Consider the following 20978-nt stretch of genomic DNA (forward strand, 5'->3'; position numbering starts at 1 on the left):
ATCCCGTTCATTTTGTTCATTTTTAAAACCCGAAATCCATTCGTTCATTCTACTACGTATCTATTCATTTTGGTCCTATATCACTGTGATCCATTAATTGTACCCTTATGATCGACCTGTCCTACGATTTCATTAACACCTTACAGTCCGAGGTGCTCAGGCAATTTGGTGTTGACAATCTTCAACCGAATCAATGTAAGCTGCTTGCCCAGGCCATTCTTAACCACACTGGCAAACTTGTTAGTGAAACCACATTAAAGCGGGTATTTGGCTTTGCGGTTACCCAGCACAGTTTTTCGCGCTACACCCTGAACACACTGGCACAGTATTGCCGGTACAAAGACTGGGACGACTTCCAGGCCCATTATTACAAAAAAGCGTTCCGCCCGCGGCAACAGGCAGACCTTTCCCGGTGGGGAGAGGTGAAAAAGAAAGCCAATGCAGTGTCCCAGTACACCATGCTCACCCTTAAAAACCGCAGCGGTATCCCTTTTGACCATACCGCCCCGCGTCAATACTGCCTTTCCCACATTGACCGTTTCCTGGAAAGCCAGTATGCCGCCACTGTATTTATTGCGCCCGCTGGCTGGGGCAAATCACTGGCCCTTGTACATGCGGCGGAACATTACTGGTTTGGTAAAAATGCCGTTCACCCGCAGGATGTTTGCTGGTTCATTAACGCGCATGCCGCCGGCAGCCTGCTGCTGAAAGGGTTCTCCCTGTCTTCCTGGCTGGACAACCAGCTTAACCTCGGCAACGGAGATAATTTCAGGGAATACTTCAGTGCCCACCCGGAAGAAAAAAGCGGGCGCCTTGTATTGATCATAGATGGGTTTGACGAAATTGCCATGGGAGGAGACAAGTTGAAGCTGCTGTACAACAAGCTGGAAGACTTTGTATATTCTAATGATCAGCATCCCTGGATAAAAGTGATCCTCTCCATCCGCTCCAGCACCTGGAGCGAGGTGTTCCAGCAATCCCAACAGTCGCCCGCGTTCCGGCGGTTCTGGTTCCTGGGCGCGGAAATGGACGAAGACACCAGCACCAATATTCCCATGCTGACGGAGCAGGAAGCGAAAAGCGTATTGTATAACGCCGATTTTGAGCCGGAAACCGTACGCCTTTTTTCAGACAGCTTCCTGCAAAAACTGCGGCATCCGTATTACCTCCAGCTTTTCACCCAGTTGAACAGCGCGGGTGGGCAAACATTCATAGATGAAAACCTGAGCCTTTTCGAGATCATTTCGCACTTTATACAAAACCGGCTGTTCAGCTCTCCCAACAATGCCTTTAAAGTAAGCATCATTGAAAAGCTGCTGCAACTGCTGGATATGGGCAGAGCGGGCCTGTACGCAGACAAAGCCGCCTTGCTGAAACAAAACCCCGAATTGTTCCCCGCCTATCGCGAGCTACTGGCTGACAATATACTGGTGGAGGAAAACCTCAGCCAGGAGATCATGTTCAATGTAAAAGTGCGCTTTGCCCACAACTTCCTGCTGGAATATTTTACCGCCATGCACTACATACAGGCACACGGGCAGCAGGTCAATAACGAACTGCTTTCCAGCGTGCTGGGAGACTTTCCCCAGTCACCTTTCCGCATGTATGTGTTCAAGTGGCTGCTACGTTACGCCATCACGCATGAGCAAACGGCGGGTATACAAAGCGTTTTCACCCTCCCGCTGGCCACGCCGGAAAAAGCGCACCTCCTCGAGTACCTGGTGCTGCACTACCAGCAAGAAGGCAACCCCCGGTTTGCACAAGTGTTTCCCGCAGGCTACTTCAAAAAAAACCCGATCAGCACTTTTATCAGCGACGATTTTGTACACTTCAAAAAGCGGAAACTGCTGCAGGCGCTGTTGAGCCTGGCGGAGTCTTCTGAAGACAAGCTGAAGATCCGCTCCAACCTTTATATTATTGCGCTGATGCAACTGGACGCGGAGCAGTGCGAAATTGAGCTGTCCAACATCCGCAAAATATGTACGGCAGATGAGGCCGTCCGGGATATGCGGGTAACCCCCTATGAGGCGTATTATTTCATTTACGAATACCTGAAGTTTGGCGTAACGGACGAGGCCGCCAAAGAAAAGATCTATCACTTTGCCTTATGCTGGAGCTTTCCGCAACAGAAAACCATTTCCGTGGCGGATGAGGCCGTATTCCGTGCTATCAGCTTCATCTTTTTGCTGCTGGGAGACCATCAGCACCTGGTAGATTTTACGCAGCGGCTGTTTAAAGAACACCGCTCTTTCCTCTTTAACCGAACGGACCCCTTCCGCCTGATGATGCTTTGCTGGAAAGCACAGGCGCACCTGGCACTGAATGATATCAACACCGCCAAACGCATCAACCGGCATGTAGACATCGTATTAAAACACTTTTCTACCGATTTCTTCAATGGCCGGCACCTGGAAACTCTGCAAAAAATAATTGCCGCAGATATCTATGCCCGGGAAAATGAGTACAACAAGGCCGTAAGAGCGGGAGAATATGCCATGGAAACCGCGCTGAAGCTCGATTTCAAAATTTTTGTGCTCCTGAACTTCGGTGTGCTGAACCGCATTTACCATCACCTGCAAATGGACAAGCAGCGGAAAGAAGCGCAGCAGAAAATTGAGATGATCCGTGACAGCACTACGTTTGCCCAGGCCTTACCTAACCTGATGCACCTGTAAAGGCCTCCTTTAACGGTTCCTTTGCATATAATTGGCATAATTTTGCGGTATTCATTACCGCATGCCCATAGACCAGAGCAAATACACCACTTTTCAGCAGTTTTTGCTGAACCTGTTGAGCCTGTTGACCATACTGCCCCTTGCGCCGTATATCAACAGGTTCATGCCAATTGTGCAGCTCGGGCAATGGCATATTGACCTGTTCCTGTCAATACTCATCGCTTTCCTGTTCACCCGCCTGCTGCTGTGGGTTTTCAAACCGCTGATCATACCGGCTTTTGTACTGGTGTTCGGTATACTGGTGTTTAACTCCTTTACCGGCCGCTATTCTTTTACCAACGTGCTGAATGATTACCAGGGCATGGTACAGGGCAACTGGGGCACACGGGATAACAAGCAACTGGACATTCTCAGCCTTTACCCGCGCAAGGTGGAAAGTTATGTAGACAAAACGGTACGCGGCATCCGGGAAAAAACGAATTACCAGGACTCTACCGTCCGTAATTTTGCCGTTACCCACTCCCTGGCCTACTTCGACGAGTACTGGCCCAAATACGGCAAAATTGTACGGTACCTATCGCTTTTTAAATACATTAGAGAAAATTTTAAATATGTAAATGACAGCCAGCGGGACGAGTATTTTGCCACGCCCATGGAAACCATTAAAAACGGCCTTGGCGGGGATTGTGACGATCATTCCATACTCATGGCCTCCTGCCTGCAGGCTATTGGCGCCAGAACGCGCATAGTGCTCATCAGGGGGCATGCATACCCCGAGCTGTATTGCGGCAACGAAGAGGATTTTGAGACCCTGAAGCAGGCTATTGCGCTTTTATTCAACAATCCGCCTGTTAAGGAGTTATATTATCATGAAATGAAGGGCGAATACTGGATCAACCTGGATTATTCCGCCAGGCACCCCGGTGGCCGGTACCTGAATGACAAAGTGTATGCCCTGATAGAATTGTAGATTTTTTACTCAAAAACATTATAACCATGAAAGTAAACATTGGTATACCCGACAAACATTTGCAGGCAGTAGCGAACAAATTACAGGTATTGCTGGCAGACGAGCATGTGCTGTACACAAAAACAAGGAATTTCCACTGGAATGTAGTTGGGGACAACTTTTCGGAAATGCACCTTTTCTACGAAAAACAATATGGCGAGCTGGCGGAAATTATTGACGAGATAGCGGAGCGCATCCGCATGATTGGCCACTATAGCACGGGCCGTATGGGTGACTTCCTGAAACTGACCAACCTGCTGGAACAGGAGTACACCAACAAACAGACGGAGCAGATCAAATACCTGCTGGACGATCATGAGACCATTATCCGCTTCCTCCGCGAGCTGATCACAGAATTTTCAGACAAACAAAAGGATCTCGGTACCTCCGATTTTGTGACCGGCCTGCTGCGCCAGCACGAAAAAATGGCGTGGATGCTGCGGTCATACCTGTCTAAATAAACTATTGCCCCCTGGTAAGAAAGGCCGATCAACATTACGTTGACCGGCCTTCTTGTTGTTGCCTGCCAGCAAAATTTTTAGTCCAGGCCCTGGTATACAATGATCTCCACCCGGCGGTTAAGCTGGCGGCCTTCCATGGTTTCATTGGAGGCAGCGGGGCGTTTTTCGCCCTCACCAGCCACATGCCGGATGTAGTTGCCCCAGCCCTGCAGCTTTAAATACGCGGCCACGGCCAACGCCCTCCGTTTAGACAGTTCCAGGTTATAGTCTTCTTCTCCCCGGTTGTCTGTATGGCCTATCACCTGTAACTGCACCGGCTGGCCAACAGGGATTTTTTTCAGCAGCTTGTCCAGCTCCCGGTGAAGTTTGGTATTGAGCACATCGCTGTTGAAAAGGAACAGCACATCCGGCACCACCAGCGTATCAGGCCGTTGCACGGGCGGCGCTGCGGCTACTGTAGCTTCTTCCGGGGAGCGGGGCATGCAAAATTCCAGCTCTACAAAATTGTTCCGCTCTCTGCCTTCTGCCGTAGCCGTATCATAAGCCGGCTGGGTATTGCCCCTGCTGTCTACAGTAATATCCTCAAAGCTGAAGCCTTTCATGTAAATCAGCACGTCCATCACCTTTTTGGCGTTTACTTCCCCAACTATCTTGTTGTAATTGAAAGAGCCTTCGCGGAAAGAGTGGCCGGTAATGCGCACCTTCATACCTGTGGCGGGCTCATATATCCGCACTGCAGAATCTATGCGGGCAGCGGCTTCCGGGTTCTGCGCCCGCCCGGCGGCGGTGAAAATGGTATGGTCTTTTACCCGAACGGTGATGCACTTGAGCGGGCCTTCCAGTAGGTGACGGCGCCGGGCCTCGTGGTGCTGGTAGAACCGGGAGGGAATGCTATGGCGCCGGTGCTGGTTGTACAAACTGTCTTTTTGCCCGGCCGCGGTTACGCAGAGAGGCCCGCCGGAAACAGGCGTAATAGCAATACTATCTATATAATTGCAGATCTTGGCGGCAGACCAGGGCCGTTTGCGAAAGGTGCCCAGCACAAGGTGGGTGTAGTGGTCTCCCGCTATAAATTCTTTCTGAAGGGTGAATACCCGCTTTTTATTGCCTGTTGCCGCCACGCTGGCCGAGTCCAGTTGCAAGCCGGGTTGAAGGTCTGTTAACTGGCCGCCTGTTTCCCGGAAGGTCCACGTGGTGTCAAAGCGCAGCTCAATGGCCGGAGGCGCATCTCCATCCTGCCAGCCTACCAGGGTAACCCGGTAGCTACGCCCTTTTTCCAGTGGGCAGAGCAGGCGGGTTTGGGCATAATTACGCAGCGCGTCCTGCGAGCGGTGTACCAGCCTCACCAGGTTGTTGCCGGCCCCGCCGCTATATTGGTGGAACATGTAATCCAGCTTGGCGCTTTCCGGAGATACGCTTTCCCAGGCGGCAGGGGCGCAGGGAGCGTTGAACTCCGTACAGATGTTCACATCCTCAAAGCTGGGATTGGCCACCAGGTTTTGGGCTTGCACTTGCCACCATGGCGGCAAAACCAATAAAAAAAACAATATATGCCTGTACGTTAGGAACATAGGATGCCGGATGCCGTTTCTATAACAGAAATAACTGAAAATTATTATGTTTTACGGTTGCATTAACACAAATGTGTTAATGCAACACAACCCTTCCCCGCTGCCCGCTGTTAATAATAATGTGTTCCCATACCCCAGCTATTATTCATACTAAAAAAAGATATATGAAAGAACCGTTATTTACCGGGAAAGTAGCCCTGGTAACCGGTGCCGGCTCCGGCATTGGTGAGGCTACCGCGCTGTTGTATGCCGCACACGGCGCCAAAGTGATCGTGTCTGACGTGAACGAAGAAGGCGGCAATGCTACGGTGGAGGCCATCCGGCGCATATTATCCGGTAGATGGCGGATACCTGGCGCCCCGAGAGTATATGCTTGCCATGAGGGGACCGGCCGAAAAGGCCGGTTTTTTTATGCTGGATGCGGGCACATACGTTTCATCCCTTCCTGCCGGCATTTCATCCATTTCACAGGAAAAGACCCCGAGGCGGCCGCCCAAACGCTGGCCTGGTTTTCAGACATGCCGCGCTACCACTTGTACGTGTGCAATACGGAATGCTGATCGAGCAGCGGCTCATCAAAAAATAATAGTACCCTCACCACAATATGCCGGGAAAGGATACTTTTCCCGCGCAGGTTTTTCTTCCTTTTGCCGTCTTACTAAATAACAGCCCCCATGCCCTGGACGCCTCCTGTTGCGGCCGTGGATGGTTAATGCCCGTTAAACAGGGCATATGCGGCATGTCCCTACCATTTATCCTGTTTATCATGCATATGTGTAAATAATACAATTAGGAAAGAGCAGGGTATTAATTTACGGCCATCAACCATCAACCTAGAAGTATTTTTTAGATGAATATTAAGTTAATCAGCAGCATACCCTCACTTATGGGTGTATGCCTGCTGGGATGTATGTTGTCTATAAACAAAGCCAGGGCGCAGCAAACCCCATCCAATAAGGATACGGAAACAGGCACAGTAAGCGGGAGAGTGATGCAAGCTACCAATAAAGAGCCTATCCCGTTTGCTACCGTTGCTTTGCTGAACGAAGACGATTCTACCATTGTTACCGGTGTAGCCGCTGACGAGCGGGGAGCCTTTGTGCTCAAACCCGTGCCTTACGGCAGCTACCTGCTGCGGATAGGCACCATGGGCTATACCCCTGTTTTCCTGAAAGTAAAGCCCAATGCGGAAAGGTCGCTGTGGGAAATGGGCAATATACTCATGGAAACCGGCGCCCGCGCTCTCAAGGAAGTGAACGTAGTGGGCCAGAAGCAGATGTTCACCATGAACAAAGACAGCATTGTTTTCATGCCTGATGAAAATTTCCTGCCCGGGGGTACCGGCATGGAGCTGCTGGAATACGTGCCCGGGGTGACTATAGATGCCAACAATAATATTACCATGGAGGGAAAGGACAAGGTAAAATTTTATGTGGATGATAAACCCATAGCCCTCACCGGTATGGATGCCAACAGCTACCTGAACAACCTGCCCTCTTTTATGATAGAAAGAATTGAAGTGCTGAAAGCACCGCCCGATGCGGTGGAGCGGGAACAAGCGCTGGTGGAGGGCCGCACCAACATCCGGTACATCAACATCATTACGCGTAAAATACAGTTCCGCGGCTACTCTGCGGCCTTTACGGCAGGCATGGACAGCCGCCGCAACCTCAACGCCAAAATGCGGTACAACCTGAACCTGGCGCCTTTCCAGGTTACCTATTTCAACAACGGGCAGTACAACTCGGACAGCAGCTACCTGAGCCGGAAAAATTTTCCCAAGGAAGCAGGAAAAGACACTACTTTCCTTGACCAGAAAAACTTCCGTACTTCCTATAACTTTGCCCATAACCTGAACGGGCGGTATGAGCTGAAGATCTCGGAGAAAGAGAAACTGCGCGGCTCTGTGACCCTGGGCTGGACGGGAGACGGCAGCAATGGTTACAATAACAGCATCAACAGCGACAAGAACCACAAGCCCACCATGCTCAAAGACCAGGAGAGTAAAAACCGCCGCAACGGCTACCGCGCGGTAACAGACTGGTTCTATTACAAGGAATATGAGAAGCCTGACCATAAGATGGAAGCCGGCTTCAACTTCACCAAAAACAATGGCAACGGCTACGGCAACAACGACTATTTTTACCTCTTAACAGAAGATACTTCCCTGCAAAGAACTAAGAGAAAGAACGGCAACTACAGCATGCGCGCCAACTTTCACTACCGTAAGCCACTGGAAAACGGCAAATACTATGACCTGAGCAGCAGCGTAGACCTGGCCTCCGGCACCAGCGAAAACCTGGCCCGCCGCAAGAACGTGAACGACAATGAGCTGCTTTTTTCGCCGCGCCTGTCTTCAGACTACTCCAACTTTAACCAGACCTACGCCGTAAATGCCGCCGTAGGCAAACGCAGCCGCAAGCTGGGCTATAACTTCACCGGCCGCCTCAGCTACGCGGGTGCCAAGTCTGAAGAGCTGTACGCCGGCAACCAGTTCAATAACGAAACGTACGAAGTACGCAGTTCCATGGGCATCAACTACAGCCCCTGGAAAAACCATATGGCTAACCTGCGCTTCAACCCGGGCGTTCAGTTCTTCAACCAGCTGGCCCTGCTGGATTCACTGCGGAGCCGGGTACCCTTCAAATACACCAATGTTTCGCCGGGTATCAACTTCCAGTATGATTACAAGCAGCAGCAGCTCACGTTCAACTTCAACCGCAATATGGACCGGCCCACGCCAGACCAGCTGAACCCGTTTGTGAACACGGCAGACAGTTTCAACATCCGGATGGGCAACCCCAATCTGCGGCCTTCTTTCAAAAAAGACTACCGGCTGGAATACCTGGTGCAGATCAAACGTCACCAGATCAAGGCAGGTATTGAAAAAGAAGATGCGGACGATATTATTTCCCGCTACACCAAGGTTGACTTTATTAACGACACTACAGTGGTGAACACCATCACTTACACCAACCTGGCCTCCCGCCGGGACCGGAATGCCTATATCACCATCAATTCCCACTTTTTCAAAGCCTTGCAAAACAACCGTGGCTCGTTCAACATGAACATCAGCGGCGGGGTGCGGTATTACAACACTGTTACAGACGGGGGGGAAGAAGGGAAAGACGCGGTGAGCGAAAAGTTTGCGCATGTAGAAGGGTGGACGTCTCACCTCACCATGTGGGCCGCCTACCGCATCCGCGTGTTCTCCATTTCAGTGAACGGGCGCTACAACGGCCCGCGGTACTATGCGCAGGGCAAGCAGGAAGCGCGTTTCAACAGCGGGTTGCGGAGCCAGGTAAACCTCTTCCAGCGCAAGCTGAACGTGTCATTTACCATAGAGAACCTTTTCGGTTCCACGGTGCGTAACTCCTACGAGCTGACCAGTACCTACGAGCAAACGTCTAATGCCCGCAGGAACGTGCGTTACCTCAGCCTGAACGTTACGTACAACATCCGCAAGTTCACCAAGCTGGGCCAGAAAGGGCCGAAAGACTTTGAAAAGGAAGAGCCGCTGTAATTAAGCCAGCATGCGGGCTTTCAGCTCCAGGTATTTATTCACCACGTCTACCGTCAAATGTTCCGGGGTGGTGAGGAGTGACATAATGCCGTACTGCGCCAGTTCCTTAACGATCTGCTTTTTTTCGTGCGCAAACTTCTGGGCAATAACCTGTATGTAAATATCTTCCACTTCCTGCGCATGGCGCTCATTAAGTTTTTTGATCTCTGTATTCTCAAAAAACACCACCAGCAACAAATGATATTTGGCCAGCTGCCGCAGGTAGGGCAACTGTCGCTGCAGGGCGGAAGCAGATTCAAAATTGGTAAAAAGAATGAGCAGGGACCGCTGAGACAGGGAAGCACGCAGGTGTACGCCCAGGCGCTCGTAATCACTCTCCATCCACTGCGTGGTTTGGGCGTACAGCAAATCCAGTATCTTATTTAACTGTACTTTCTTGTTGCTGGCGGGCAAAAACTCTGTTTGCTGTCCTGAAAAAGCCGCCAGCCCGGCCTTGTCTCCCTTGCCCAGTGCCACATTGCTGAACACCAGCGTGGCATTGATGGCATAGTCCAGCAGCGTAAGCCCGTCAAACGGCATTTTCATGGTGCGCCCCTTGTCTATCACACAGTATACCTGCTGGCTCCTTTCTTCCATAAAGCTGTTCACCATGAGGTTGCCGCGGCGGGCGGTGGCTTTCCAGTTGAGCGTGCGCACATCGTCACCGCGGGTGTACTCTTTGATATGGTCAAACTCCATACTGTGGCCCAGCACACGTTTGCGGTGAACGCCAATTTCATTCAGCTTGTGGCGGATGGAAAACAGTTCATAATTGCGCAGCTGCAGAAAGGAAGGGTACACTTTTACCATTTCGTTCTGCGGAAAGGTGAAGCACCGCTTCACCAGGCCAAAGGGGCTTTGTACAAACACATGGATGCTTCCGAACGCGTATTCCCCTCTTTCCACCGGCCGCAGCTGGTATTGCAGTTCCTGCTCTTCCTGGCCCTTCAGTTCTCCCTTCAGCAAAAAATCCCGCTGCTGGAACTGGAAGGGTATTTCGTCCAGCACCTCCATTTTGATGCGGAAGCGGTAATAGCTGCGGAGCCGGATACTGACCGGGTTCACATCTCCGTTGCTGAACCTTTCTGCCACCTCCCGCTCCGCCTTTAAAGCATGGCGGTTAAAGTAGAGCAGCAGAAAATCCAGCAGGGCCAGCCCGGCCAGGGCCATCAGCGCCAGCGTACCTATCATCATGAACAGGGGAACGAAAAACGCAATGATAAACAGCACAATGACCGCCCCCAGGGCCAGGTACATCCGGAGGTGAAAAAAGAGGGAACGGTATAACTTTTTCAGTACGGTCATATTAGCGCGGTACTTCTACGGCTTTTAAGATTTCAGCGATCACATCGTCTGGCGTAATGCCTTCCATTTCCCGTTCGGGCGTAAGCATAATGCGGTGGCGGAGCACGTGTGGAAGAATGAACACAATATCGTCTGGCGTTACAAAATCCCGGTTCTGCATAACGGCCATGGCCTTGGCGCAGTTCATGACCGCAATGGAGGCGCGCGGGGAAGCGCCCAGGTAGATGCTGGCGTTCAGGCGGGTCTCATTTACCAGTGTGGCAATATATTGCAACAGTTTTTCCTCTACCAGCACCTGGCGCACCTGCGCCTGCAGGCGTTGTATAACAGCGGCATCTACCACTTTGCTCACGCTGGCCACCAGGTTATGTTCGCTCTGGTGGCGGTTGGCAGCCTGCAGAATGGCAATTTCTTCTTCCAGGGCGGGGTATTTCACCTCCACCTTGAAAAGGAAACGGTCCAGCTGCGCTTCCGGCAGGCGGTAAGTACCTTCCTGCTCTATGGGATTTTGCGTGGCTATCACCATAAACGGCTGCTGCAGTGAGTAAGTGATGCCATCGCTGGTAACCTGGCGCTCTTCCATTACTTCAAAAAGCGCCGCCTGTGTTTTGGCCGGGGCGCGGTTAATTTCATCTATCAGGATGATATTGCCGAAGATGGGGCCCTTTTTATATTCAAACTCCTTGCTTTGCGGGTTGAAGATAGAAGTGCCAAGTACATCAGCCGGCATCAGGTCTGGCGTGAACTGGATGCGCGAGAACTTTGCGTCAATGGTACCCGCCAGCAGTTTGGCCGCCAGTGTTTTGGCTACGCCGGGCACACCTTCTATCAGGATGTGGCCATTGGCCAGCAGGCCCGCCGTCAGCAGGTCTACCATCTGGTGCTGCCCTACTATCACTTTTGCTATTTCAGCTTTGATGGCCGCTACCGCCTCGTGAAGGGCAGACAGGTCTGCGCGCGGCTCAAAGGTATTGATCTCCATTAGTTCGGTTTTATATAGAATTGATAGATACTGTCATAAAAATACTGCAAGTCTTCATCACTTACGGTATCTGCCATGCGGATAGCATGCACCTGGCTGATCATATTGTTCACCACCTCCGGCGGCCGGCCCGACTTGCGGGAGAGGTTGCTGATAAACTCCGCGTTCAGCTGGCCCGTATTCATAAAATAATGGGTACGGATATGCTCCAGCAGGTGCTGTATCATTTTCTGCGCAAGGTTCTTGTTGTTGTGATGCAGATAGTACAGGCGGCCCAGCGTTTCGGCAAAGTCCAGCGAGCTATTGTGCAGCACAGGTTTTGGCGGGATAAGCCTTTGCCGGCGTTTGCCTTCGAAAAGTACATAGAGCAGTAGCAGCAGCACGGTCAGCCACAGCGCCCAGCGCAGCGAAGGGTGGCGCATCAGCACCTGCCAGTTGGAAAAATCGCCATCCTGCCGGCCACGCAATTGTTTGTAAAATTCATCCCAATACACATTTTTCGGAAACTGCGGCAGGTAGGCCATTTGTGTTTCCAGCGCCTTGATGTTGTCTTTTTCCAGCAAAAAGTTGTTGGTCCAGGTCATGGGGTTAAGCAGCACATATAACTGTCCGTTGCCGGCATTGATCCTGAAAAAGTTAGGCTTGTGGCTGGCGTTGGTACCCAATATGGTGGTAACGGCAGAGTCTGCAAGGGCCAGGGCGTTGTTCATGGGAATGCCTTTGGCGGAAAACAGCGTATCTGGCGCCAGGTGAGGATTGGAAAATGACTGGCTGTTTTCGCCGGCGCCGAATTGCAGTGTTACGGCGGAGTCTGCCATATATTTTGTCTGGAAGTTAAAGGTAGCCTCCAGCAGCGAGTCGGTTTCTTCCAGTACCAGGTACAGGCGGTTGCCGTTGCTCACATAGTTGTACATGGCATTCACATCTTCTGCCGTCACATACAGCTTGCCGGCCACAATAAAATACAGGTTGTTATAGTCTTTCATGACCGCGTTCTTGCGGTAGGTAGACGCAAAAGACCTGGTAATGGTTTTGGGCCTGGTGTTGAACTGGTCTTGCAGCAGGCGATGCGCCACAAAAGCACCGTAGGGTGCTTTGTCACGACTGCTGTAGCTGATATTGCGGCGGGTAAAGCGAGCTTCTTCCACGGCCGCATTATTGTTCACGCTGGCGGCGAGGACCAGCAGAAAAAGCAGCGCGGCTGTAATGATGGATATAATGATAATAATGACTGCTCTCACCGGTGCTGGTTTAAAGATTGTCTGAACGAAAAAAATTGTTCTTCCAGGTGTGAGAACTGTCCGTTGCTGAGGGGTAGCTTGCCATACCACACGTATTCATAATGCAGGGTGAGGGCCGCAAACGGCTTGTGCCAAGCAGTAGGCGCCAGCTCCCGCAGGTAGTCCATATTGGTTTTGTCTTTCCCCGGGGCAATCAGCTCCCGGTTCTGAAGCGCCTGCAGGGTTTGCAAGTAGCGCATCCGCACTGCCTCCCGGTAATTACCCGCAGCAATGGCGGCCTGCGCCTGCGCGTCGTAATTCACCGGCCCCGACGCAGCGGCCGGCTCATCTTCATCTACCGTGGCGCGGCGCTTCCACCTGAAAACGGGGATATCGTTTTTCTGAATAAACAATACAATAATGGCAAACAGGAGAATGGCCAGCAACCAGAGCAATACGCCCTGTAAAGCGCTGCCGTGAGCGGTTATCCAGACAAGTGCACGCGTGGCCCAGTTGGGAGGCTGGGATTTTCCGGCGCGCTGGTATTGCAGGGCCTTTGCAGCACGCAGGTTTTTCAGGGTGGCGGCCGGCACCTTACGGATGGTGAGGCGGGTCTGTGAACCATCGCTCCACTCTCCGGGCACCTGGCTGTCCCAGGTGGAGTGGGCTACGCTCCCGTTCCTGACCTTTCCTTCCAGGTCTGTATTATCTTCTTCCGCATCTGTTTCCCCGGCGGCAGCCGTATCTACATACCGGAAGTTATCTGCGCCAATTGAGTCCTGGCCCGCGGCACGGGCGCCCCACAGCATGCACGCCGCCACTATCAGCATCTTCACCCCGTTCATATGGCCGCAGGTTTTAACAGTTTCCCGTCTTCGCTGAGGCGATACCCTGCCCGCTGCACCCGCACCGGGTAAATCACAAAATACCAGATCATAAAAGCGGCCGAGCCTGCCAGTATACTGATGCTGAGCGCCACCGGCATGGAGGTTTGGCGGGTGATGAAACTTTCCAGGAAGGCTGCTACAATAAAAATAGGCACCAGGGCCACAATAATTTTCAGCCCTTCCATAGCGCCCCTCTTCAGAGATTCTTTACGGGTATGCGTACCGGGAAACAACAGGCTGTTGCCCATGATCATGCCCGCCGTACCCGCAATAATGATGGAAGATATCTCCAGCGTGCCATGTATCCAGATCACCAGCACCGATGCCCAGCCCAACCCCTTCGAAAAAAAGAAATACTGGAAAGAGCCCAGCATGATGCCGTTCTGCAGCATCACCCACATGGTGCCAACGGAAAAACTGACGCCCAGCACAAAACAAAGCATGCTTACCCTGATATTGTTGTAGGCAATGCGCAGCCACATAGACCATTCGTTCTCATTCTTATATACGCCGAAAGGGTCTCCGTTCTCTATGTTCTGCTCCGTCATGTTCACATATTCATCTCCCAGCACGCCGCGTATAAAAGTTTCGTCATGCGCCGCGGAAAAAGCGCCAATGATGCAAAACAGCAGAAAGTAGGCAAAAGTGAACAGGAAGAGGCGGTGATGTTTGCGTATCAGCAGAGGTAACTGGTAATAGAGAAATTTGGCGATGCGCCCCTTTTCCCCCTGGTGGTCACGGTAAATGCGTTGAAATATACCCGCCGCCAGACCGTTGATGAACTGGGTTACTTTACTGTGGCTGTAGAAAGTTTTGGCATAGGCCAGATCGTCCAGCAGGGAAGTAAAACGCTCCGCCATCTCATCCGGGTCTTCCGTGGGCTCCTCCTGGATCTTCTTCCAGCGCGGCAGGTTCTTTTTGATAAACGAGGATTCTCTCATTCCGTAGCGGGGGGATAAAAATACGCAGTGGAAATATAATAAATTTTAAATTTGTTTATGCCTATTATCAAAATACCCACTGTTTTTAATATAGACCTGGAGTTTGAGCGGGCGGACCTTGGGCGGCGGGCCGTTGCATATTTTATAGACCTGCTGGCCCGGGTGGCATTTCTGCTGCTGGGTATTTACCTCATTTCAAAGATGGGCCTCTATTACAAAACGCGGGAGATGTTGATGTTTGCCATAGTGGTGGTGCCTGTTTCCCTGTACTACCTGTTTTTTGAAATATTGATGAAGGGGCAAAGTCCGGGTAAGAAAGCCATGAACATCAAAGTGGTGAGCCTCATGGGCAATACGCCCAGCATCAGCCAGATCTTGCTGCGGTGGATGTTCAGGCTGGTAGAATCTCCCTTGCTCAGCCTGGCCTTTATCAGCGCCACCCTCAGCCAGGAGTCTGCATTTGTGGCCATCATCTGGCTGGCAGTGGGTATTTTACCTATAATTATTGTAGTGCGCTCTGATTACAACCAGCGCCTGGGAGATATTGCCGCTGGCACCATACTGGTGGTGAACAAACAGCGCCATTCCATTCACGACACTATTTTCCGGGAAATAGACCGGGAAGACTATGTGCCCCAGTTTCCCCAGATCCTTCGCCTTTCAGACCGCGACCTCAGTAAAATAAAGGCCGTGCTGGACAATGCCGGCCGCACCCGGGACACCGTAATGGCCGTGCGTATTGCAGACAAAATAAAGTCTGTACTGCATATTGAGACCGATATGGATGCCCTTGCCTTCCTGGAAACGCTGCTGAACGACTATAACTACCTGGTGACCCGGAAATAAATTTTCCCTTTCACCCAACCTTTCTTTCCCGCCAGGGTGTCTGTAATCATTAACACTGTTGGACACATCAAATATCCATAAGCACAAACCGGCTGAACCCACCGGGCAGCCCGAGCTTTTGGCCCCCCTGCTGGAGGGCTGCCAAAGGCAAGACCGCTTATGCCAGGAAAAGCTGTATATGCTTTTTTTTGACAAGATGCTGGCGGTGGTGCGGCGTAACTTTCCCGACAAAGACACGGCTATCAGCATATTAAACAACGGCTTTCTGAGGGCATTTAAAAAGATCTCGCAATACAGTGGTAACGGCAGCTTTGAAGGCTGGCTGCGGAAAATTATGCTGCATGCGGTGGCAGACCACTTTCAGGCCAACAAGGCGGCGCTGGCCCGGCCCGTTGGCGAACTGACGGAAAATTCTGCCGGAACAACCACCGCGGACCCCTTTCTGCAAAAAGACCTGGTGGCCATACTGCAACGTTTGCCGCCGGCAACGCGGCTGGTGGTCAATCTATTCATTATTGAAGGGTACTCCCATAAAGAAATAGCGGCTATGCTGCGTATTAGCACCGGCACCAGCAAATGGCATGTGGCCGAAGGGAAGAAGTTGCTGAAACAGTTGTTACAATTTCCAGAAAACCAGTATTGACGCATGGAAGAACGCAATACCCATATTGACCAATGGCTGCAACAGGCCGCCGCCCGGCAAGAGCAGGAGCCCGCTTCCCTGCAGGAGAAGCAGGCCGCCTGGGCTGCGTTGCAGGGCATGCTCCACCCGCGCCGGCGCCGCTGGGGGCTCTGGCTGAGCGGGGCGCTGTTGTTGGCTTTAACGGGTTATTTCCTGCTGCGGTGGAATGGCAGTGAAACGGCCTTGCGGACGGGTGATGGCGCCGGGGTTGAGAAGGCGGTTGATATGGATGTGAAACGCGGGGAGAAAAGGCTTTCAGGTAGTAGTGAAGGGGGAGCGAATAAAGGCGGAAGTGTAAAAGAACAAGGTCTTCCCGCAAAGGAAAAAGCGGGTGCCCGGGAAACGGCGAACAAGGGTGAAAACACGAAAGGAAAATATAGCCGGAGGAACAACGTTCCGGCTGTAGACCACAAGGCCGGGAATAATAGTGGCAAGAAAAACACCGGTGCCCATGTGGTACACGCACAACATAGTATGCATTCAACCGCAACCCTGCCCGTTGATCATGCGGCTGGGGGTAACCGGCAGTTCAATAACATAGCTCCCGCCGCCACTGTCCGGCGTTCCACCGCAAACCCGGAGGCTACCCTTTCCGGCAACCTTCCTCCAACCATACAGCTCCGCCCGGAAGCAGGCCACCGCTTTAACCAGCAACCCGCTGGTCTCAGCATAAAACTGGGCGGCGTTCTTCCGCAAAGCGGCACGTATGCCTTTAACCTGGCCGCGGCATATACGTTCCCGCTGTCAAAACGGTGGAGCCTCCGGCCCTATATAGGCGGCGGGTACATGGCCGGCCTCAACCAGGTATATCAGCATCAGGCTTTCTATGAGCGCTCTCACGGTGCCGGCTCCGGCAACTCGTTCTGGATAGACAGCATCGTAACAGATTTTAAAGCCACATCCGCATGGCTGGGCGAAGGCGGGCTGCAGGTAACCTACCATTACAGAAAATGGGAGCTGTTTGCCGGTATTGCTTACCAGCGTATGCTCAAAGTGAATGGCCGGAGAGATTCTGTTTTTATCACGCGTGCAGATACCGTTCATCTTCCAGCCTACCAGCCCCAGTTGTTTTCTCCCCGCAGGCTCCCGGGCAGCGGCAGGCTGGGTTTACAGGCCGGCGTCAGTTACAGGCTGGCCCCGCAATGGCAGGCTGGGCTGCGGTATAATGTACAATTACAGGCGCAGCCGGCGGGGAAAGGTTTTATTGGCAATGCTCCCACTCTGCCGTTCTCCTCCTGGCTGGAGGCAGAGGTGAGATGGTATTTCCGGAAAAAGAATTTTAGCGGTACCCAACCTTCTCCGTAAAGCGGCCTGTCTATCTATACAAAACCATGTATATGCAGAAAAAATTTCCCCTTCTCCCGATGATGTTAACGGGCTTGCTGTTTGCGCTGGCATGCGGTAAAGAATTTTCATTAGCGGAAAACCTGCCGGAAATAAGAGCCGGCATACGGGATACCATCCCGGGCGATACCAGCCGGCCTGATACCATTCCTCACGTGCCGGACAGTGTATTCAATATCATCAGCGGCCTGCAGATCACTCCTGATGCCGTGAGGGATTCCGCTTTGGTATTGTTTATCAAAACCACCGATTTTTACCCTACGGCAGCCGCCAATTTATTGGTAGAAGGGTCTATTGACAGCAGTACGTTATACATTGCGCCATACGGCATCAGTCATATCGGCCCTTCTGTTATCAGCAGGCAGGCAACGTGCATCATGTACGGCCAGGTGCAGCCGCCCGGCAACTATCCTCTCATCATCAAGCTGAACGGTCAAAATTATACAGGCAGCGTTACGGCCACCGCCACACAATACACTTTCAACTGGACACACGATTCTATTATTTCCATAACTCCGAAAACGGTTCTGCGCGTACCATAAGGGTGACGGTATGCAATAACCCCAAAGCCATCTCCAGCAAGCGGAGGTGGCTTTTTATTTTTCTTTCCCTGCTATGTAAATGCCCCTGGGTTGAAATGCTTCGTCAAAAATGGTGAGGTTGGCGGGTTGACCGGGTGTGATCTCTCCACGCTCCGGCATGCCCATCAGGCGGGCGGGATAGGTAGATGCCATGCGAAGGGCTTCGTCTAGCGGAATGCCTGCATGCTGCATGCAGTTTCTTACACCCTGCAGCAACGTGATGGCGGAGCCAGATAGCGTGCCATCTGTAAGCGTGTACCGGTCTCCCCTGAACACGTGCGGGTAAGCGCCTTTGCTGGGCGCTACAGCGTCTGTGATCAGGAACAGGCGGTTGCCCATTACTTTTTTACTGATGGCCAGGGTGTTATAATCAACATGAATACCATCAGGTATGATGCTGGCATATGCATGTTCCGCCTGGTATACCGCACCGGGCAAACCGGTATCGCGGTGGTGAAAGGCGCTCATGGCATTAAACAGGTGGGTGGCGGTTTGAATGCCCTGCCTGAAACCTGCGGCAGCTTCTGCAAAAGTAGCATTGCTGTGGCCGGCAGATATGATCACGCCATGGCGGAGCAGCAGGTCTATCACTGCGGGGTCACACATTTCCGGGGCCAGGGTCATCATTTTTATTACTCCTTGCGCTCTTTCCATCAATGCCTCCACTTCTTTTATTTCCGGGCGCCGGATGTGCTCGGGAATATGCGCGCCGCGTTTTACGGGGTTGAGGTAAGGGCCTTCCAGGTGCAGGCCTAATACGGAAGGTACCGGATGATCGCGCACAGTGTCTATGGCCTTTTCAAAAACGGCCAGGCTGTTGGTGGCCAGGGTGAGCAGAAAACCGGTTGTGCCGCTGGCTTCCAGGGAACCGGCAATTTGCTGTAAAGCAGTGAAGGAGGGATCATCTGAAAACAGATGATCTCCTCCTCCATATATCTGCAGATCAAGCAGGCCGGGTGCAATGCTATGGCCTGTATGGTTGATGATGCGGGCTTTTGTGGGGATGCTGTCAGGAACTGCCAGGCCCTTTACAATTCCGTTCTCGATTAATAAGGCCTTCTCTCTCACAATGTCTTTTCCAGTGTAAATAACCGCGCCGGTGAGTGCTGTCAGCATACGCAAATTTTTTCCTAAAGTTACTGCGTCCAGCCCGGATTTTGGGACAATTCTGCCCCGGCGTCTTCATATAGTTTTATCTGGTTGAGGGGAATAGGTTGCAGGTATACCTTGTCGCTTTCAAAAATACGTTTAGCCACCGGCGAGGGAATGATGTACCCTTCGTTGGCGCCCGTGAGCGTAACGTCTTTCAGCCAGGAGCCGGTAGCGGGCGGTTGTTTATCCCATTCGGAACGCACTATCCACGCACCGCGGTTGATGTCCGGGTTTTTCTCCGTGTCTGTATAATCCAGTTTTTTCCAGCGGCGCAGGTCATCCAGCCGGAAACCTTCCATCACCAGCTCCACGCGGCGTTCCCGCCTGATTTCCCAGATCATGGCCGGCACCAGAGGATCCCGCTTTTCATCGTCATATACAGTGCCGCCAACGGCCGGCTGGCCGCCAACCACCTGCAGGTCTGGTAACTTGGTATCGTTGCCGGGAATACCGGTGGGGCGTTTCCGTAATATGTTGATGGATTTGTCCAGGTCCTCCTGTGTAATGCCGGGCTGGCCCAGCGTGCCCAGTTCAGCGGCCGCTTCGGCGTAGTTTACCAGCACTTCTCCGTAACGGATCACGGGGGCATGGGTGGGATTGAGGTTGGAAAGACCGATGGACTGGTCCTTAATTTCATCATTCAGGAACTTGAGCGTGCAATAACCGGAAGTAGACACGCCCAGCAGGTTCGTTTTGTTATAAGAGCCGTTCGGGCGGACCTCCATGTTGTAGGTGCCGAACATACGCGGGTCACGGTTGGCCATTACCTCGTTAATATTCTTGTCTCCCACATAGAGCGGGTTGGGATTTGCGCCGGAGGGATCTATGGGCAACCCGTTCACACAAAGATAGGTTTCGACCAGGTTTTTGTTAGGCCCTGTCTGACCTTCCCGGTTCACATAACTGTTGAGGGAGTGAGTGAGCAATCCGGTAGCGTACCTGCGGTACATGATCATGTCTTCGTTCTTGGACAGGTCCAGCGAATTGAAAGACTCGCGGTAGGCATTGGTAAATTTAAAGCCGCCTTTGGTGATCACTTCATTGCCCGCCCATTTGGCAGCAGCCAGGTACTCTGCCGCCTTGGCGGTGCTCAGGTTATGGTACTTTTGCCAGGTGCCTTCAAACAGCATGATGCGTGACATATAGGCCATCACCACCCATTTGGAAACGTTCAGGCCTTTTTCTCCATCTGCCGCACGCACATTTTCCGCGGCAAACTTGAAGTCTGCCAGCACGCTGTCCATCACCACGGCACGGGGGTCCCGGGGTTTATAGATCAGCTCTTCCTCTGATGACAGCGGCGGTTTGCCAAACCAGGGAACATCCCCATACGTATTTACCAGGTCGGAGAAAGCCAGGGCGCGGAAAAAGCGGGCAACGCCCAGCCAGTGGTTCCTGGCTTCGTCTGAAAGACCCGGCACCGTGCCTATCCTGTCTATAAAAATATTGGCCTTGCGAATGTTGGTAAAGCTCCAGCCGCCATCTGTGGCGGGAACAACTTTAGTGAACTGCGGAGGGCTGGTAGGGCCAAAGTCGTCATTCAAAGACTGGCCCTGGTAAAAGTACGGCCCAAAGGTGAACCCGCTGGCGTAGCCTACAAAATAGGTGGTATAAAAGCCGTAGGCAAAAGTGCGCAGGTTTTTTTCGTTGGCCCAGTAAGAATCATCGTCCAGTTTGTCAAGCGGGTCGCGTACCAGGAAGTCTTTCTTACACCCTGCCATCAAACCTGCCATCAATATCAGAGCTAAATATATTCTCGC

Annotated in this window: 17 protein-coding genes; 9 read left to right on the forward strand and 8 right to left on the reverse strand. The window is 52.2% G+C overall.

Annotated elements, in window-relative coordinates; genetic code table 11:
- The first annotated feature begins 107 nt into the window (after nucleotides 1-107).
- The 3 genes from D3A97_RS06325 (at nucleotide 108) to D3A97_RS06335 (ending at nucleotide 4145) form a co-directional block, all read left to right on the forward strand.
- Entirely contained in the window at nucleotides 108-2675 is a 2568-nt protein-coding gene (locus D3A97_RS06325) for an NACHT domain-containing protein (RefSeq protein ID WP_119077541.1), read from the forward strand.
- A gap of 61 nt (nucleotides 2676-2736) precedes the next feature.
- Nucleotides 2737-3645 (forward strand): transglutaminase-like domain-containing protein, encoded by a 909-nt coding sequence (locus D3A97_RS06330; protein WP_119077542.1) that lies wholly within the window; start codon nucleotides 2737-2739, stop codon nucleotides 3643-3645.
- Nucleotides 3646-3671: 26 nt separating this feature from the next.
- Nucleotides 3672-4145 carry a Dps family protein gene (locus tag D3A97_RS06335; RefSeq protein ID WP_119077543.1) on the forward strand — a complete coding sequence of 158 codons (474 nt, stop codon included), beginning with the start codon at nucleotides 3672-3674 and terminating at the stop codon, nucleotides 4143-4145.
- Nucleotides 4146-4222: 77 nt separating this feature from the next.
- Here the strand turns inward: D3A97_RS06335 and D3A97_RS06340 are convergent, their stop codons facing one another.
- On the reverse strand, nucleotides 4223-5656 hold the full coding sequence (locus D3A97_RS06340) for an OmpA family protein (RefSeq protein ID WP_198673880.1): 1434 nt from the start codon (nucleotides 5654-5656) through the stop codon (nucleotides 4223-4225).
- 224 nt (nucleotides 5657-5880) lie between these two features.
- Here D3A97_RS06340 and D3A97_RS25285 point away from each other — a divergent pair, with 224 nt between their 5' ends.
- Both D3A97_RS25285 and D3A97_RS06350 read left to right on the forward strand, forming a co-directional pair.
- Complete coding sequence (locus D3A97_RS25285; RefSeq protein ID WP_119077545.1) at nucleotides 5881-6276, forward strand: SDR family NAD(P)-dependent oxidoreductase; 396 nt, start codon at nucleotides 5881-5883, stop codon at nucleotides 6274-6276.
- 350 nt (nucleotides 6277-6626) lie between these two features.
- A complete protein-coding gene (locus tag D3A97_RS06350) occupies nucleotides 6627-9239 on the forward strand; it encodes an outer membrane beta-barrel protein (protein WP_262697044.1) in 2613 nt (870 codons plus the stop codon).
- On the opposite strand, the gene D3A97_RS06355 is transcribed toward D3A97_RS06350, so the two are convergent.
- From D3A97_RS06355 to D3A97_RS06375, 5 genes are read right to left on the reverse strand one after another with little or no spacing between them, the layout of a single operon-like run.
- Nucleotides 9240-10583, reverse strand: a complete 1344-nt coding sequence (locus D3A97_RS06355) for a DUF58 domain-containing protein (protein WP_119077547.1) — start codon at nucleotides 10581-10583, stop codon at nucleotides 9240-9242.
- Between the two features lies 1 nt (nucleotide 10584).
- Nucleotides 10585-11565 carry an AAA family ATPase gene (locus D3A97_RS06360; RefSeq protein WP_119077548.1) on the reverse strand — a complete coding sequence of 327 codons (981 nt, stop codon included), beginning with the start codon at nucleotides 11563-11565 and terminating at the stop codon, nucleotides 10585-10587.
- Nucleotides 11565-12806 carry a DUF4350 domain-containing protein gene (locus D3A97_RS06365; RefSeq protein WP_119077549.1) on the reverse strand — a complete coding sequence of 414 codons (1242 nt, stop codon included), beginning with the start codon at nucleotides 12804-12806 and terminating at the stop codon, nucleotides 11565-11567. The genes D3A97_RS06360 and D3A97_RS06365 overlap by 1 nt, the downstream gene beginning before the upstream one ends.
- Nucleotides 12803-13630, reverse strand: coding sequence for a DUF4129 domain-containing protein (locus D3A97_RS06370; RefSeq protein ID WP_119077550.1), 828 nt, complete (start codon nucleotides 13628-13630; stop codon nucleotides 12803-12805). The genes D3A97_RS06365 and D3A97_RS06370 overlap by 4 nt, the downstream gene beginning before the upstream one ends.
- On the reverse strand, nucleotides 13627-14613 hold the full coding sequence (locus D3A97_RS06375) for a stage II sporulation protein M (RefSeq protein ID WP_119077551.1): 987 nt from the start codon (nucleotides 14611-14613) through the stop codon (nucleotides 13627-13629). Before D3A97_RS06375 ends, D3A97_RS06370 begins: the two co-directional genes overlap by 4 nt.
- Before the next feature lie 57 nt (nucleotides 14614-14670).
- Between D3A97_RS06375 and D3A97_RS06380 the strand changes: the two genes are divergently transcribed.
- The 4 genes from D3A97_RS06380 (at nucleotide 14671) to D3A97_RS06395 (ending at nucleotide 18027) form a co-directional block, all read left to right on the forward strand.
- Entirely contained in the window at nucleotides 14671-15459 is a 789-nt protein-coding gene (locus D3A97_RS06380; RefSeq protein WP_119077552.1) for an RDD family protein, read from the forward strand.
- A gap of 118 nt (nucleotides 15460-15577) precedes the next feature.
- Nucleotides 15578-16102, forward strand: coding sequence for an RNA polymerase sigma factor (locus D3A97_RS06385; RefSeq protein WP_262697045.1), 525 nt, complete (start codon nucleotides 15578-15580; stop codon nucleotides 16100-16102).
- A gap of 3 nt (nucleotides 16103-16105) precedes the next feature.
- Entirely contained in the window at nucleotides 16106-17446 is a 1341-nt protein-coding gene (locus D3A97_RS06390; protein ID WP_119077554.1) for an autotransporter outer membrane beta-barrel domain-containing protein, read from the forward strand.
- A gap of 32 nt (nucleotides 17447-17478) precedes the next feature.
- The gene (locus D3A97_RS06395; protein WP_157986375.1) at nucleotides 17479-18027 is read left to right on the forward strand and encodes a hypothetical protein; all 549 of its coding nucleotides are present in this window, start codon (nucleotides 17479-17481) and stop codon (nucleotides 18025-18027) included.
- A gap of 54 nt (nucleotides 18028-18081) precedes the next feature.
- Here the strand turns inward: D3A97_RS06395 and nagA are convergent, their stop codons facing one another.
- On the reverse strand, nucleotides 18082-19182 hold the full coding sequence (gene nagA / locus D3A97_RS06400) for an N-acetylglucosamine-6-phosphate deacetylase (RefSeq protein ID WP_119077556.1): 1101 nt from the start codon (nucleotides 19180-19182) through the stop codon (nucleotides 18082-18084).
- 20 nt (nucleotides 19183-19202) lie between these two features.
- On the reverse strand, nucleotides 19203-20951 hold the full coding sequence (locus tag D3A97_RS06405; RefSeq protein ID WP_198673882.1) for a RagB/SusD family nutrient uptake outer membrane protein: 1749 nt from the start codon (nucleotides 20949-20951) through the stop codon (nucleotides 19203-19205).
- Nucleotides 20952-20978: the final 27 nt, after the last annotated feature.

Origin of the sequence: Chitinophaga alhagiae (assembly GCF_003568665.1) — a bacterium.
In the GTDB taxonomy this organism is placed as follows: Bacteria; Bacteroidota; Bacteroidia; order Chitinophagales; family Chitinophagaceae; genus Chitinophaga; species Chitinophaga alhagiae.